Source organism: Spirosoma sp. 48-14, from assembly GCF_001898575.1.
GTDB lineage: Bacteria > Bacteroidota > Bacteroidia > Cytophagales > Spirosomataceae > Spirosoma.
Map to the genome: position 1 here is coordinate 25,613 of NZ_MKUD01000086.1, position 15,509 is coordinate 41,121.

Genomic DNA, 15,509 nt, shown 5'->3' on the forward strand with positions numbered 1-15,509 from the left:
CAAAATGAAACCATACTACATCATTGCCCTTGTGAGCCTTCTTGCTGCCTGCTCACAGGAAAAGAAATCAGACCTGCAAAGCAAACGTGCGGAACTCGATAAGCTGAAGTCAGAGCAGACAGAACTAACGACCAAGATAAAATCGCTGGAGACTGAGCTGGCTAAGCTGGAGCCCAAAAAAGCGGAAGAAGGACGTGTTAAAGAAGTGGCCGTATCGCCAATCGCTGCCAGTACGTTCCGTCATTTTGTAGAATTGCAGGGTACTATCGACGCCAAGAATAACGTACAGGTATCGCCAAAATCGGGTGGTGTCGTTACGGCTGTCTATGTGAAAGAGGGCGATTATGTTAAAGCCGGACAGGCCATTGCGAAAGTCGACGATCAGCTTTTACGTGAGTCCATTGCTGAACTGAAAACCCAACTGACGCTGGCAAATACCATGTACGAGAAGCAGGCTAACCTCTGGAAACAGCAGATTGGCACCGAAATGCAATATCTACAGGCCAAAACCAATAAGGAATCACTCGAACGCCGTTTATCAACGCTAAATGCCCAATTGAGCCAGTCGACGGTTACCTCTCCGATTTCTGGAGTTGTCGATCAGGTGGCCGTTAAAATTGGTCAATCAGCTATGCCGGGTGTTGGACTGGTTCGGGTTGTCAACCTATCGCAGTTGAAAGCGGTAGCTAAAGTGTCAGATACTTATTCGGGAAGTGTTCGGAAAGGTGACCCGGTTCAGATCGATTTTCCTGATCTGAACAAAAAGCTGAACTCGACCATCTCGTTTGTAGCGACAACGGTTGATCCGGCAACGCGGACCTTTACCATCGAGGCTCCCCTACCCTCCGACAACGCTCTGAAACCCAATATGCTGGCCCGTATCAAAATCAATGATAAAACCCAGGCAAAAGCAATTGTGATTAACCAGAACTTAATTCAGGATACAGAAAAAGGTCAACTGGTTTATGTAGCGGTCAATGAGGGCGGTAAAAAAGTGGCGAAAGCAAAAACGGTGAAAACGGGCCAGTCGTACGGTGGTCAGATTGAGGTGACGCAAGGGTTACAGGCGGGCGATCAGATCGTTACGGCTGGTTATCAGGATTTGGTTGATGGACAACAAATCAGTTTTTAGTTTGTAGAGACGCCATACCTGGCGTCTCCTATGCGTCAGCAATACCATCCAGCTATAAAGGGGCAGAAGTTGCTGAAGTAGGGTTGGTACAGGATTTTTAAACGATGTAATACATCGCTGACGCGTATGAGACGCCATACCTCGGGTCTCTACAAATGACTAACGAACTCTTATTATGAAATTTGAACAATATAAAACCCTCGGATTTACCAACTGGTGCGTTGAGAACCGGACGGCTATTTACATTTTCACCTTCCTGATTACGCTGGGTGGGTTGTTTGTGTACAATAATATGCCGAAGGAGCAATTCCCGGACATCAAAGTGCCCCAGGTCTACATCAATACCGTGTATGTAGGGACGGCTCCTGCCGATATTGAAAATACAATTAACAAACAGATTGAGAAGCAGTTAAAGTCAATTTCGGGGGTAAAGCGGATTAAATCCAATGCCTTGCAGGACGTGTCGGTTATTCTGGTTGAATTCAACCCGGATGTCGAATCGTCGGTTGCGTTGCAACGGGTTCGCGATGCTATCGACAAAGCAAAACCTGATCTGCCAAAAGAGCTGGATTCAGGGCCGACCGCGCAGGACGTCGATTTTTCGGAAATGCCGATCATGAACCTCAACATGGCTGGTAACTTCTCGCTGAAACAACTGAAGGAGTATGCCGAAGATTTACAGGATGTGATTGAAGGGATGCCTGAAATCCGCCGAGTTGACATCGTCGGAGCACTGACCCGCGAAATTCAGATCAATGTCGATTTACCCCGGATGCAGTCGGCAGGTCTGGCATTTACTGATATTCAGCAGGCTATTCAGGGTGAAAACATCAACGTATCGGGTGGTGAACTCAATGTAGACGGGGTTCGCAGAACGGTGCGGGTGAAAGGTGAATTTACGGATGTCGCGCAGATTCAGAACCTCCAGATTCGGACGGCTACTGGCGCTACGGTGCGTCTGGGCGATATTGCCGAAGTGCGGGATAATTTTGAAGAGCAACAGGACTTTGCCCGGCTGGATAATAAGTCGGTTGTTACCCTGAACGTCATCAAGCGGGCGGGTGCTAACCTGATTTCGGCTGCCGACCGGATCGAAAAAACCATTGAAGAATATAAGGAAACCCGGTTCCCGGAAGGGCTGGACGTAAAAATTACGGCCGATCAGTCCGAACGTACGCGTGAAAGTGTGAACGACCTGGTGAATACCGTTGTACTGGGCTTCATCTTCGTTGTACTGGTTCTGATGTTCTTCATGGGTGTTCGGGATGCTATTTTCGTTGGTTTATCCGTACCGCTTTCGGCACTGGTGGCCTTTGTACTCATGCCGGTTTTAGGGCCTGTAGTTGGCACCTCATTTACGTTGAACATCATGGTACTGTTCGCGTTCCTGCTCGGTCTGGGTCTGGTGGTCGATGACGCCATTGTGGTTATCGAGAACGCACACCGTCTCTTTAATGACCATAAAGACTGGAACATCCGACAGGCCGTAAAAGCCGCAGCTGGTGAGGTGTTCGTACCTGTATTGTCTGGTACACTCACGACCATTGCGCCCTTCTTCCCGCTGTTGTTCTGGCCAGGAATTGTGGGTGAGTTTATGAAGTTCCTGCCGTTGACGCTCATTCTGACCCTGTTTGCCTCCCTGTTTGTGGCCTACGTGATCAACCCGGTATTTGCCGTAACGTTCATGAAACGCCATGAAGACGATCATCATGAGGATAAGCAAGGGTTCCAGGAAATTAAGCGCCCACTGATTATTATGACTGTACTGGCGGGTATTGGGTATGTGATCGACCGAGGTATTGGTAACCTGTTTGTGTTGCTGATTATCCTGTATACCTTCAATCACTATGTCCTGACACCACGGCTGATCGTTCCATTCCAGGAGAATCTGCTTCCGAAGCTGAAAAACGGCTATCGGTCCTTAATTTCCTGGATATTGACTGGCTGGCGTCCGGTGTTTGCTATTCTTAGTACGTTCGGTCTGCTGATTTTGACCTTTATTATTGTCGGAATTGCCAAACCAAAAGTACTCTTCTTCCCCAGTGGCGAACCCGATTACATCTACGTCTATAATGTGATGCCGGTAGGTACGGATGCCCGTGTGACCGACTCAGTGACGAAAGTGATTGAAAAGCGGGTGTTTAAAATTCTGAAGGAGAACAACGCGACGGATATTGTTAACTCGGTTATCTCGAACGTAGGTAAAAACGCGGGCGACCCGATGAACCCCGACCGTTCGGCCACACCACAAAAGTCGAAAGTTACGGTTGCCTTCAAACCCAATACCGAACGGCATGGTATTTCGACGGATTCGCTGCTGAACAAAGTTCGATTGGCCATGCGTGGTTTGCCGGGTAGTGAAATCTCGGTTGAACGGGAATCGAATGGACCACCAACGGGTAAACCGATTGCCATCGAAATAGCGGGTGAGGAATTCAGTGAAATGAAGAAACTGGAGAATCTAGTTAAGCAAAAAATTGCTCAGGTCGGTATTCAGGGTATCGACCAGTTGAAATCCGATCTGATTACCAATAAGCCTGAAATCGTTATCGACATCGACCGGGAAAAGGCCGAACGAGAAGGGATTTCTTCGGGTCAGATTGCGCTGGCAATTCGGACGGCCTTGTTCGGAACCGAAGTATCGAAATTCCGGGATGCGAAAGACGAATACCCCATCATGGTTCGTCTGAAACCCGACGACCGTAGCCAGATTGATCGGCTATTAAGCCTGAACGTGGTGTATCGCGATATGGTGATGGGTGGCCAGCTTCGTCAGGTGCCAATTACGTCGATTGCCAACATTAGCTACTCGACGACATTCAGCCAGATCAACCGGAAAAATCAAGAGCGGCTTATCACGTTGAGTTCCGATGTAGTTCCAGGTTACAATGCCAACCAGATTGTGGCACAAATTCAGGAAGTTGTGAAGGAGATCGATGTGCCCAACGGCTACACCGTTAAAATGGGTGGTGAACAGGAAGATCAACAGGAGTCGATGAACTTCCTGGTATCGGCCTTCGGTATCGCCATGATGCTCATTTACCTGATTATGGCCACTCAGTTCAACTCGGTCGTGAAACCGATGATCATCTTCGTAACCATTCTGTTCTCGCTGATTGGGGTACTGCTTGGTTTCGTCGTGTTCAATAAAGAGTTCTCGATCATCATGTCGGGGGTTGGTATTATTGCGCTGGCCGGTATCGTGGTGAAAAACGGTATTCTGCTGATCGAATTTATTGAGGAACTGCGTGGGCGGGGTGTTCCCCTGCGGGAAGCTATCATCGAAGCCGGTGGTATCCGTCTGACTCCTGTATTGCTGACCGCTTCGGCGGCTGTACTCGGTCTGATTCCGCTGGCTTTTGGGATTACGGTCGATTTTGTGAGTCTGTTCCGTGACTTCGATCCTCACATAGTCATTGGTGGCGATAGCGCTGTATTCTGGAACATTCTGGCCTGGACCATCATTTTCGGATTAACGTTCTCAACCGCCCTGACACTGGTCGTTGTACCCTGTATGTACTGGATCAATGAGCGGATTCGGATGAAGTGGTTTGGCAAGAAGGACCCCGCTTTAGCCATGCAGGAAGAACCGGAAGAAGAACTAGTGTAACGATTAAATAAGTAGGTAACAATGTCAACGGGTTTTACTCGTTGACATTGTTTTTTAGACACTAGCCTGATGAGACGAACCCTGCCGGATTTTGTAAAATCCCCAATCCTTATACTCCTGACTGGCAGCCTGATCGCTGCCTGTTCAGGCAAAAAGAGTGCAGATAAAAGCGTAGCAAGTACCCCAACATACCGATTGATTCCGGCGAAAAAAGTTCTGTTCAATTCGTTTGTCGACTGCAACATGGCCGAAGCCTGGGTTGGCGACACGTTCCGAATTTTTCCAGGTAAATACGGTGAAGATCCACTATGGGGAAATGCCCGCGATTTGAAATTTGCCGATGGACATCATGCCGAAGAAGCGTTTGCCAGTAAAGCGACGGATTTCCACGAACCGCTCATGCCCAAAAATGTACCCGTGAACACACCTGGTTTACACGGTGCCGTCTGGTTCGAGACCGTATACCAGGATGCCAAAGATCAATCGGGCCGAACGCTATATGCGGTTTATCATAACGAAAACTACCCCGCTACGCTACCCTATAATGCAACAACGGGCGAAGGGTATAAGGCTGAAAAATGGCCGCAAGGTATAACAGGGCCAACATCGCCAGCTGCCGTGTGTCGAATTGGAATCATGAAATCGACCGATGGAGGAAGATCTTGGGAAAACAAAGGAATCTTTATCGAAGACCTGCAACCTCGTATGATCCTGAAGCCGCAAAACACCTCGAAAACTTTTGCCGGTGGCGTTGGCGATCCATCAGCTGTAGCGAGTGGCGACTATCTGTACCTTTTTTACGGAGAATATGGCTATCCAGGCCAGTACGACGAAAAAAGCTATGATCCACATACAGAATGGAGCGGCCAGTGCGTCAGTATTGCCCGAATTCGGCTACGTGATCTGGATAATCCGGTTGGCAAAGCGCGTCGCTGGGATGGCAAAGGCTTCAACGCTCCCTACAATGGTGTAGGCACTCCGGTTTCTTCCTTACAAATCCCAATGGATGCAGGAGGTGGACCTGCTTCATCACCCAAAGCAGGGTTTCACTGGGGCCCGTCCGTTAGCTGGAATACGTATCTGAACGGTTGGGTCATGCTGATGGCGAAGGCGACGGGTCCGTCGTGGGCAGGGAGCAGCATTTACATTTCGTTCAATCCCAACAGCGATTTGGGCGAAGCACTTCAATCGCAGGCCTGGACCAAACCGAAGCTTTTGCTCGATAAGCCGGGTTATTTTTTGTGGTATCCATCGCTCCAGCCTATGAATACGCCTGAAGATGTATCGAACAAAAACACCTGCCTGCGATTAGGAAAGCGGGCCCGCTTGTTCATTAAAAACATAAAACCCGAAAAAAGTGAGTATATGTCGGAGCATATCATTGAATTTGAGAAAGTTGAGTAAAGCAACTCGCCTAGTCAGATAAACTTTACGAATACTCATTCCGTTAGCCATCTATTAGCTTATTCCTTCATGAACCGTACCACCTTATTGCTAATTCTCCCTGCCATTCTTCTGCTGATCGACTGGTATGTGTTCCAGGCGGTGAAAACCCTCAGCCGAACCGCAACCGAGAGTACTCAGCGTATCATAACGTTTATCTTCTGGGGGTTTACGGCCCTGTCGCTGATGCTCTATGTGGCCATGCAGTTGATACCCCCGGATTCCATCAGCCGAAACACTCGAACCTTTCTCTGGGCGGCTATTGCTATCCCCTATTTTTCGAAGATTTTCGCCATGCTCATTATTTTCATTGATGATATTGGTCGTTTTTTTCGCTGGATTGTATCACTTTTCTACAAGCCTGAAGTTGGAGAAGCCGTGGTGGATTCGGCTCAAAAGACAATCCCTGACAACGTAAACGAAATTCCTAAAGACGCTATCTCCCGCTCTGACTTTCTGATGAAAACGGCGTTGGTGGTCGGCACAGTACCACTGGTTGGGTTTACGTGGGGAATCTTATCGGGTGCCCATGATTACCGGATTCGCCGGGTTAAACTTCCATTAAAAAATCTGCCATCTGGTTTCCACGGGATGACTATCGCCCAGATTTCGGATATTCATTCGGGTAGTTTTTTCAATAAAACGGCCGTTCGGGGCGGGGTGGATATGTTGCTGAAACAAAAGCCTGATATAGTGTTTTTTACAGGCGATCTGGTGAATAGTCATGCCGAGGAAGTAAATAGCTACATCGATATATTCGACAAAGTGAAAGCGCCTATGGGTGTTTATTCGACCCTTGGCAACCACGATTACGGCAAATATGTACAGTGGCCGAGCGTTCAGGCCGAACGGCAAAACGTGATGAATGTAGTAGCCGCTCATAAGCAAATGGGCTGGAACATCATGATGGATGAGCACAAGGTTCTGGAACAGAACGGCGATAAAATTGCGCTGATTGGCGTACAGAACCTTGGCTTCGGTCCGGCGGCCCTACGGGCTGGTAATCTGGCAAAAGCCTATCAGGGAACCAGCGACTATCCCGTTAAGCTACTCCTCTCCCACGACCCTACACATTGGGATGCTGAAGTTCGGCCTAAATATCCTGACATCGACGTTACATTCAGTGGGCATACGCATGGGGCTCAGTTTGGTGTTGAAGTAGGTGATGTGCGTTGGAGTCCGGCACAGTACTTTTACCGCCAATGGGCCGGACTATATCAGGAAGGTGATCAACGGTTGTATGTGAATCGGGGGTACGGCTATATCGGCTATCCAGGCCGGGTGGGTATTTTGCCCGAAATCACCATTTTTGAGTTGGTAAAAGCCTAATCAATCAGGTAGATACCTACGAATAACTGGGTTGTTATGGATACCAGGCTATTCGAAGTAAAATGACAATTGGGTAAATTGTAGGCGAAATGTTTACAGTTTACCCAATTGTTGTTATAACCAACCGCCTGATCAACGCGTTACACTAACCAATTAACCATCAAACGCACATGAAAATCATTTTTATTACTGGGCTCTCCTTCTTTATGTCCTTGTTTTCCTACCTCGCACCTGTGCAGGAAAAGGAGCAAAAAACGATTCCTCTTTGCCATAATACCGATTCGGCAACACCCAATGACATGGCCTTAATGGCGGCCGATCCGGCTTTTCAGAACCTTCATACCAACCCATTGCCATTTACCTACGCTGGTGCTGGCGAAATGATTAAGTTCTCGACCCCCGATGGACAGCCTGCCAACGGTTTCTTTTTGAAATCGAAAAAAGCGTCGAACAAATGGCTGCTGGTTTATCAGGAATGGTGGGGATTGAATGACAACATCAAACAACAGGCTGAAGCATTCTACAACGACCTGAAAGATGTAAACGTACTGGCTGTCGATATGTATGATGGCAAAGTAGCCACCGAACGGGCCGAAGCGGGCAAGTTAATGAGTTCGGCCAGCAAAGAGCGGCTGACAAGCATTCAGAAAGGGGCTATCGCTTATGCTGGTCCGAAAGCTGAATTTGCCAGCGTAGGCTGGTGCTTTGGCGGTATGCTTTCGTTACAATCAGCCCTGATGGAAGGCCAGCAGGCAAAAGGCTGTGTGATGTATTACGGCCGCCCGGAACAGGACGTTGAAAAACTAAAGACCCTAAATACCGACGTGTTGGGTATTTTTGGTAGCCGCGACAAAGGAATTACGCCTGAATCGGTAAAACAGTTTGAGGAAAACATGCAGAAGGCTGGCAAAAAAGTGACGGTCAAAATGTACGATGCCGATCATGGCTTTGCTAATCCAAGCAACCCAATTTATGACAAGGAAGCGGCTGCGGATGCGTATAAGCTGTCCCTGGCTTATTTGAAAGATAAACTGAAAGCTTAAAAGCAATCAATTTTCCAAAATCGTTTTAGAGCATAAAGTTATTGCCCTAAGTAAAAGCCTGACTATCTGATGGTCAGGCTTTTTAATTAAACTTTAACCAGTTTTATACTGTTTACATTAAACGGAACGGTGGTTCGTCAGTCTAACTGACAAACCGGGTGAAAACCCACCACTGCGATGAAACTATTAACATGGAGTTCTTTAGTAGCTTGCCTGATAGTGGGAGCAGCTACAGTTTCGTTTGCTCAATATGGAAACGGTCAAGGCTACCCAAATGGCAATGGCTGTAACCCGAATTACCCGAACGGCTATGGCTACGGACAGCCTTACCCGAATGGGGGTTATAATAACGGAGGGTACAATAATGGCTATGGTCCAAACTATCCTAACAACGGGTATAACAATAACAATGGCTATTATTCATATGGGAGACCTTATCCAGCGCAACCTCCCGTGGTGGTGGTTCCACCGCGAGTTGTGATTGCTCCTCCCCCTCCTCCGGTCGTTGTAGCTCCTCCAGTAATTGTTCGCCCATATCCAAATTACAATTACGGCTATGGGTATAGACATCAGGGATGGAGAGGTGGCTACGGTGGCCGTGGCCATCGCTGGTAAATTGAAAGAGTACCTCTAACGGGCTAACGTATGGCCCGTTAGAAACATGATTGATGGTTCAACGAATGACGTTCAAAGATATGAAAACCTTAAAAGTTATGCCTTTACTAGTAGCCAGCTTGCTGGTTGTGCTAGTGTCTAGTTGCGGCCCTGCCTATGTGAGCACAGGGGGGGGCTACGGAGGATATTATGGCCGTCCCTATTATGGTTACGGATATCCTTATGGGTATTATCGCCCACCAGTTGTGGTTCGGCCACAGGTTATCCGCCCTCGTTATTACTCTCCTTCTCCCCGCTATTATGGTGGAGGTAGCCCAAATGCCCGTCGTGGGTATGGTGGTGGAGGTTACGGCGGTGGCCGGGCACGTGGACCCCGATAATAGTCGTTAACATGTCAACATAAAGCCAGGGCGAACAAAGAGATTCTTAATTACCTCTTTGTTCGCCCTGGCTTTATGTTTTTTACAGACGGTTATACCGGTTTATAAGGATTGCCTATATACTGTGCATAATCACCCGATTCAATCAGTGGCTTTTCTGTTGTTGATAAATTATACAGATAAATCCAGCAGTCGATTAAAGCATTGTTTACTTCGACAGGAATAACGGCCCGGATAAATTCAGTCGGCTGCTCGAAATCATCGCCAACGCCTTCGTAGTAATCCAGATATGTCAGAATACTCTCTTTCTGATGGCCTATATTGAATACAGTACCATGTACATACCCTTGACTGGCTTCATCGTAAACGGCACCAGGGTAACTACCCATGTCGAAAGCCTGCCCTTTAAATTTACCTTCTCCAACATAGCGACCTCGTTGACGCAGGTATTGAGCAAAGTGGTTATCAAACGGGGAGCGGAGCGTACCGTAAACGATCAGAAATTCGGGAGTACTAGTCATTCAATAAAAAAAGCTGACGGGACGACGAAAGTAGTTAATTTTGACGTTATTAGATAAAAACAGGGTTGATCAATGAAAAAGTCGCACATACTTTTACTGATGGCTATCACGCTAACGCTCATAGATGTACCTGTTCAGACGCAGGCATCTGCTCCTACTAATTCGTCAGAAGTTTCCATTTTTGGACGTAAACGCAAAGGGTACAAAGCCAAACGTGGAGGCCTGTTCAACACCGGGCTTTTTCGTAAGAAAAATCCCTGTGGATGCCCGAAGCATTAAGCAATTGTTAAGAAATTGTATTTATATCAGAGTTAGGCCCTTAAATGGGCCTTTTTTCGTTTTAAAAGTTGTAAAAATCTGTGTTTCAGCGTAAAATTTCGTACCTTTGCGAAAAAATGACCAGGATTTAACAGATTTAGAGATCAAGCTGATTTGCTTTCGAAGAAAGCAGAAAACAAAATCCATTAATCTTAAAATCAGCGTAATCCCGGTTCAGACATTGTATGCAATCAATTCGCAATATAGCAATCATCGCCCACGTCGACCACGGCAAAACAACACTCGTCGACAAAATTATTCATGCGTCCAAGCTCTTTCGGGAGAATCAGGAATTTGGCGACCTGATCCTGGACAATAACGATCTGGAGCGCGAGAGGGGAATTACCATTGTCTCGAAAAACGTATCGGTACGCTATAAAGACGTAAAAATCAACATCATCGACACCCCTGGCCACAGCGATTTTGGGGGCGAAGTGGAGCGTGTATTGAAAATGGCCGATGGCGTATGCCTACTGGTCGACGCCTTCGAAGGAGCCATGCCGCAAACTCGCTTTGTATTAAGCAAGGCGCTTCAACTGGGCCTGAAGCCTATCGTAATCGTTAACAAGGTTGATAAAGAAAACTGTCGTCCCGACGAGGTTCATGAGCAGGTGTTCGACCTGATGTTCAACCTGGGTGCCACCGAAGATCAGTTGGATTTCCCAACCGTTTACGGTTCATCGAAACAGGGCTGGATGGGTCCCGATTGGCAGAAACCAACGGATAACATTACCTACCTGCTCGATACAATTGTTGAAACGATTCCTGCCGCTCCGATCAGCGAAGGTTTACCGCAAATGCAGGTTACTTCGCTCGATTATTCGGCTTTCGTAGGTCGGATCGCCATTGGTCGGGTACACCGTGGTACGCTGAAAGAGGGTGCCAGCATGGGACTTGCAAAATCGGATGGTACGGTAAAACGGGTTCGGATTAAAGAACTGCACACATTTGAAGGACTTGGCAAGCAAAAAGTTAGCGAAGTTCAGTGTGGCGATATCTGTGCTGTAACGGGGCTGGAAGATTTCGAGATTGGGGATACCTTGACGGATTATGACAATCCGGAACCACTCAGCCGAATTTCGGTAGATGAGCCGACCATGAACATGCTCTTCACGATTAACAACTCGCCATTTTTTGGTAAAGAAGGTAAGTTCGTTACATCGCGTCACCTGCGTGATCGACTCTATAAAGAAATTGAGAAGAACCTGGCTCTACGTGTTGAGAATACGGATAGCGAAGATCGTTTCCTTGTCTATGGGCGGGGGATTCTTCACTTGTCGGTTTTGATTGAAACGATGCGTCGGGAGGGTTATGAATTGCAGGTGGGTCAGCCACAGGTATTGTACAAAGAGGATGAAGATGGCCGTAAACTGGAGCCTATCGAAACTCTGGTTGTTGATGTACCAGAAGAAACCGCCGGTAAGGTAATCGAGTTAGCGACGCAGCGTAAAGGTGAGTTGCTGATTATGGAACCTAAAGGTGACCTACAACACCTTGAATTCGATATTCCATCACGTGGTCTGATCGGTCTTCGCTCAAACGTTCTGACAGCTACGTATGGTGAAGCGGTTATGAGTCACCGTTTTAAAGAATACCAGGAATACAAAGGGCCAATTCCAGAGCGGATCAACGGTTCGTTAATTTCGATGACGAGTGGTTCAGCTACAGCCTATTCGATTGATAAACTTCAGGATCGGGGATCGTTCTTTATCGAACCAGGTGATGAAATTTACACAGGTCAGGTAATTGGCGAGCATAACCGTCAGAACGACATTGTTGTTAACGTAACAACGGCAAAGCAATTGACCAATATGCGGGCTTCTGGTTCGGATAACAATGTGAAAATTGCGCCGAAAATCTCGTTCTCTCTTGAAGAGAACATGGAATATATTCAGAAAGATGAATACCTCGAAGTAACGCCAAAGTCGATGCGGATTCGTAAAATTTATCTGGATGAAAACGAACGCAAACGCAATCAGAGCAAATTTGCAATGGCGTAGTTGGCAAGCTTATTGATTAACAAAAATCCCAGATGGACTATCCATCTGGGATTTTTGTTATGACAAAAAAACATTCATTAACGAGTGCCTGTAAGAGCGGCATCGAGCCGGAAGGCAAACGTGGACGTAGATTTAAATGGAATTACCATAGGCTTTGCTGCGGGTGCCGGGCTAACCATCATCGCTTTGGCTGATACATACTCTGTTTGTCGACGCACCTGGAAATACCCTGCAATAAAAAGTACACCACCAATAACTGCAACACTAATCTTTTTCATAACGGCTGTAGATTCCTCGTAAATTTTAATCAGGTATGGATGCAGTATCAACGGCACTTTCGCTGAAATCTGCGTCAAAATTACTGGCAAATGTTCAAATCATCATCTTCCATCTTATTGTACGGTATGGAATTTGATTCTAGATTAAGACTCGCCAGCCAAATTTAGGTTACTGTTTTGGCTAAATAATTTTGAAAAATTTATTCATCCGACCTCTTCTGTAGACATTGCTCCAGTGGTTTTATGCCAGGTGCTGTGTATCTAACTTCAGAATAGATGAATTGTTGATCAAATTGATTTTCCAGCATGAAAATTAAAAGCTGAAACCCATGCGGAAGTATAATCGATTGTAGGCACGTTGCTCGGTTTGAGCCAGAATCTGTACACCGTCGACAGAAGCGACTTGTTTCGCTTCCTGATGTTTATACCCCGCACTAATCAGAAAACCGGTGCCATTGCCTTTATTGATGCGAACACCGACGCCAGGGCTCAATAACCAACCTCCCTTCAGCTCTTTACCATGCGGGTTAGGACCGGCAATTGCATAGCCACTTTCCAGCGTGTAAAATGGAGTCAGGCGCTTCGTATGGCCAAATAAATCTCCTTGTATGGCCGCTGCGATGGGTAAAAAAGCGGAGTTGTTAAAATAATCTACACCAAACGAAATACCTGTGATCAGTTGAGGGCGTACAACATAGCCCGTAAAGGCATGAATAGTAAGCCCAATCCGATTGCCAGCATCCCGGATAGGGTAGTAGGAATAGTTGTAGTTGTAATACGGATTGTAGATAATATCGTAGCCATAATACGGATAGCCAGCCGGTACATCGGGTTTGACTTGCCCCATCTGAACGCCCATTTCGACGGTCGTACGCCAGTGGTTGGTTTTCGTGGTTATACTTTGCCCAATGGCTACCTGAGCCAGCAGACATAACGTTAAGAATGCAATAGTTTTCATGGTGGAATAAGATTAATAGGCTGGCTGAGCTGCAATCTTGCTCAATAAGCGCAGATTAGCCGGGTTGGAATAATCGTACTGGTAGAGGCCGTCTTTGCCAATGGTTAACAACGTTTTCGAAATAGGTATGACATCAAAGGCATTGACATTGGCGAAGGTTTGCTGTGGTTTTAGATCCAGTGGATTGGAAGCATCGAACACCCGAAGCCCTTTATTGCCCTGACAGACGAATAAGGTGGGGTAGTCGATGCCGAGGCCGTAGGGCGTTTCGAGTGGATAGGTTTTGGCAACACGCGGAGCCGACAAATTACTGATGTCGATCACATCCAGTACGTCCTGTGTACCCGCAACTCCGCAGGTGCTGGTTCCTCGTAAGGTAACATAGGCGTAATTATCATGGACGACTACCGGATCGCAGGAACGGACATGTGAAAAAGCAGCTAACTGTTTGGGCTCGGCGGGACTGGTAACGTCGTAAATGTACATGCCTGTTGTGGTGCCAATAAACAGGCTGTTGCGGTAGGGGAAAATCGTTTCGACGTTCCAGTTCAACGTAGCTGATTTTCCTTTTGTGGGTTTGGCTGGATCAGTAATGTCGAAAAGTTGTAAGGTGCTGCTACTAACTACATAAAGCTGATTATTGGAAATGGCAAACCGCGCCATTGAACCGCCAACCCCGGTCGTAGGTGTGGTGGTCTTAGGGGCCTGTGAGCTATTGTAAACACCATCGGCAAAAGCCAGGCTTTCGTAATACCGACCAAACCAGGCAATAGGAATCAAATAGGGGAGGATATTGAACGAGCCTTCACAATCTGTTTTTACGGTGGTGGTAGCTATTTCTTCGCGCTGGTCATAAATTTTCATGCTCGTTTTGTCATACGACCAATAGGTACGACCCACTAATCCATTCGTAAAGCCTGTTTCAACCCGGTTTACTTCTTTAATGGCTGTTGGATTACTGATGTCCAGAGCGACCAGGTCAATGTAACTATCGGCATATAGAATATTGTCCCGTACAGCTATATCCACGTTACCGGGAATGCTCAGAAATGAAATCGCTTTCGGATTAGCCGGATCGCTATTATCGAAAATGTGAATTCCTTTTTTGATTTCAACAATGAACAGATACTGGTCTTTGACATATAGTTTTCCGGGCTCGACCAGTGGTTGGGGCGTGCCCGATGAAACCGCTTGCCGTACGTCGGAAATGGGTAGCTGAACCGAGGTATATTTTCGGTAAGTTGTTGTCCGCTCGCAGTTATCGGTGCAACTGGTCAGAAAGAATAAAGGCAGGAGTAATAGAAGTAGAGTAGCTTTCATAGAATCATGGCTGCTGGATAACTTCATGATTCTTAAGTATGACCAACCGTTGTAATGTATTGAAAAATAAAATTGCCAGGCTGTCCTGATTACGGCCTGGCAATATTGATCTTACACAAAAAGGGCAAATTATTGTTGTTTGTATTCGTAGATGGCTCCATCAGCAAGGACCGCTCCCCGCGGAACCCGCTCCGACAAATAAAGTTTCATACCGGCCAACTGGAAGGATTGCTCGGTAGAATCTTTACTGAAATAGATAATACCTTCTGTACTGCCACCTTTTGGGAAGGAGAGCGTATAGGTACTATTTTGAATCGGTAAACCGTTCCGAACCTGTCGGTATGAACCATTACTTACCAGCCCATCAAAGGTCAGGGTTTCAGAATAACCAGCTTCAGAAGCGGTAACCGTCTTTTGAGTCATTGGGTACGTAATGGAATTGAGCGCCCAGTCGCCTGCCAGTGGCGAAGTGGGGAATACACAACCACATATGCGCTTTTCACAACTGAATACGCTTAGAATCAGTAAAACGATGCAGGAAAAAAGTCGACGGTTTTTCATA

Annotated in this window: 14 protein-coding genes; 9 read left to right on the forward strand and 5 right to left on the reverse strand. The window is 46.9% G+C overall.

The genetic code is table 11. The features are described from left to right. Positions 1-4 precede the first annotated feature (4 nt). From BGO59_RS33840 to BGO59_RS33870, 7 genes are all read left to right on the forward strand, one after another. Positions 5-1,132 carry an efflux RND transporter periplasmic adaptor subunit gene (locus BGO59_RS33840; protein ID WP_293692194.1) on the forward strand — a complete coding sequence of 376 codons (1,128 nt, stop codon included), beginning with the start codon at positions 5-7 and terminating at the stop codon, positions 1,130-1,132. A gap of 175 nt (positions 1,133-1,307) precedes the next feature. Next, positions 1,308-4,742 (forward strand): efflux RND transporter permease subunit, encoded by a 3,435-nt coding sequence (locus BGO59_RS33845; RefSeq protein ID WP_293691718.1) that lies wholly within the window; start codon positions 1,308-1,310, stop codon positions 4,740-4,742. Between the two features lie 69 nt (positions 4,743-4,811). Continuing rightward, positions 4,812-6,146 (forward strand): hypothetical protein, encoded by a 1,335-nt coding sequence (locus tag BGO59_RS33850; protein WP_293691720.1) that lies wholly within the window; start codon positions 4,812-4,814, stop codon positions 6,144-6,146. A gap of 69 nt (positions 6,147-6,215) precedes the next feature. Next, the gene (locus BGO59_RS33855) at positions 6,216-7,514 is read left to right on the forward strand and encodes a metallophosphoesterase (RefSeq protein ID WP_293691722.1); all 1,299 of its coding nucleotides are present in this window, start codon (positions 6,216-6,218) and stop codon (positions 7,512-7,514) included. Between the two features lie 170 nt (positions 7,515-7,684). Beyond that, positions 7,685-8,557, forward strand: coding sequence for a dienelactone hydrolase family protein (locus BGO59_RS33860; protein WP_293691723.1), 873 nt, complete (start codon positions 7,685-7,687; stop codon positions 8,555-8,557). 177 nt (positions 8,558-8,734) lie between these two features. Further along, positions 8,735-9,172, forward strand: a complete 438-nt coding sequence (locus BGO59_RS33865; protein ID WP_293691725.1) for a hypothetical protein — start codon at positions 8,735-8,737, stop codon at positions 9,170-9,172. A gap of 98 nt (positions 9,173-9,270) precedes the next feature. Next, on the forward strand, positions 9,271-9,552 hold the full coding sequence (locus BGO59_RS33870) for a hypothetical protein (RefSeq protein ID WP_293691727.1): 282 nt from the start codon (positions 9,271-9,273) through the stop codon (positions 9,550-9,552). A 92-nt stretch (positions 9,553-9,644) separates the two neighbouring features. Here the strand turns inward: BGO59_RS33870 and BGO59_RS33875 are convergent, their stop codons facing one another. After that, complete coding sequence (locus tag BGO59_RS33875) at positions 9,645-10,073, reverse strand: gamma-glutamylcyclotransferase (RefSeq protein WP_293691728.1); 429 nt, start codon at positions 10,071-10,073, stop codon at positions 9,645-9,647. A 72-nt stretch (positions 10,074-10,145) separates the two neighbouring features. On the opposite strand from BGO59_RS33875, the gene BGO59_RS33880 reads away from it, so the two are divergent. After that, a complete protein-coding gene (locus tag BGO59_RS33880; RefSeq protein WP_293691730.1) occupies positions 10,146-10,352 on the forward strand; it encodes a hypothetical protein in 207 nt (68 codons plus the stop codon). A 224-nt stretch (positions 10,353-10,576) separates the two neighbouring features. After that, positions 10,577-12,391, forward strand: a complete 1,815-nt coding sequence (typA, locus tag BGO59_RS33885; RefSeq protein ID WP_293691732.1) for a translational GTPase TypA — start codon at positions 10,577-10,579, stop codon at positions 12,389-12,391. 77 nt (positions 12,392-12,468) lie between these two features. Here typA and BGO59_RS33890 read toward each other — a convergent pair whose 3' ends face one another. From BGO59_RS33890 to BGO59_RS33905, 4 genes are all read right to left on the reverse strand, one after another. After that, positions 12,469-12,669 carry a hypothetical protein gene (locus BGO59_RS33890; RefSeq protein WP_293691734.1) on the reverse strand — a complete coding sequence of 67 codons (201 nt, stop codon included), beginning with the start codon at positions 12,667-12,669 and terminating at the stop codon, positions 12,469-12,471. Between the two features lie 313 nt (positions 12,670-12,982). Beyond that, on the reverse strand, positions 12,983-13,627 hold the full coding sequence (locus BGO59_RS33895) for a hypothetical protein (protein WP_293691736.1): 645 nt from the start codon (positions 13,625-13,627) through the stop codon (positions 12,983-12,985). A 12-nt stretch (positions 13,628-13,639) separates the two neighbouring features. Next, positions 13,640-14,947: a hypothetical protein gene (locus BGO59_RS33900; RefSeq protein WP_293691738.1), complete on the reverse strand. Its 1,308-nt coding sequence runs from the start codon at positions 14,945-14,947 to the stop codon at positions 13,640-13,642. A gap of 129 nt (positions 14,948-15,076) precedes the next feature. Further along, complete coding sequence (locus tag BGO59_RS33905; RefSeq protein ID WP_293691740.1) at positions 15,077-15,508, reverse strand: hypothetical protein; 432 nt, start codon at positions 15,506-15,508, stop codon at positions 15,077-15,079. Position 15,509 lies beyond the last annotated feature (1 nt).

Coding starts and splice junctions, on each gene's coding strand:
- BGO59_RS33845 (WP_293691718.1), top strand. CDS start 1,308: ATGAAATTTGAACAATATAAAACCCTCGGATTTACCAACTGGTGCGTT.
- BGO59_RS33875 (WP_293691728.1), bottom strand. CDS start 10,073: ATGACTAGTACTCCCGAATTTCTGATCGTTTACGGTACGCTCCGCTCC.
- BGO59_RS33870 (WP_293691727.1), top strand. CDS start 9,271: ATGCCTTTACTAGTAGCCAGCTTGCTGGTTGTGCTAGTGTCTAGTTGC.
- BGO59_RS33900 (WP_293691738.1), bottom strand. CDS start 14,947: ATGAAAGCTACTCTACTTCTATTACTCCTGCCTTTATTCTTTCTGACC.
- typA (WP_293691732.1), top strand. CDS start 10,577: ATGCAATCAATTCGCAATATAGCAATCATCGCCCACGTCGACCACGGC.
- BGO59_RS33865 (WP_293691725.1), top strand. CDS start 8,735: ATGAAACTATTAACATGGAGTTCTTTAGTAGCTTGCCTGATAGTGGGA.
- BGO59_RS33855 (WP_293691722.1), top strand. CDS start 6,216: ATGAACCGTACCACCTTATTGCTAATTCTCCCTGCCATTCTTCTGCTG.
- BGO59_RS33840 (WP_293692194.1), top strand. CDS start 5: ATGAAACCATACTACATCATTGCCCTTGTGAGCCTTCTTGCTGCCTGC.
- BGO59_RS33890 (WP_293691734.1), bottom strand. CDS start 12,669: ATGAAAAAGATTAGTGTTGCAGTTATTGGTGGTGTACTTTTTATTGCA.
- BGO59_RS33850 (WP_293691720.1), top strand. CDS start 4,812: ATGAGACGAACCCTGCCGGATTTTGTAAAATCCCCAATCCTTATACTC.
- BGO59_RS33860 (WP_293691723.1), top strand. CDS start 7,685: ATGAAAATCATTTTTATTACTGGGCTCTCCTTCTTTATGTCCTTGTTT.
- BGO59_RS33905 (WP_293691740.1), bottom strand. CDS start 15,508: ATGAAAAACCGTCGACTTTTTTCCTGCATCGTTTTACTGATTCTAAGC.
- BGO59_RS33895 (WP_293691736.1), bottom strand. CDS start 13,627: ATGAAAACTATTGCATTCTTAACGTTATGTCTGCTGGCTCAGGTAGCC.
- BGO59_RS33880 (WP_293691730.1), top strand. CDS start 10,146: ATGAAAAAGTCGCACATACTTTTACTGATGGCTATCACGCTAACGCTC.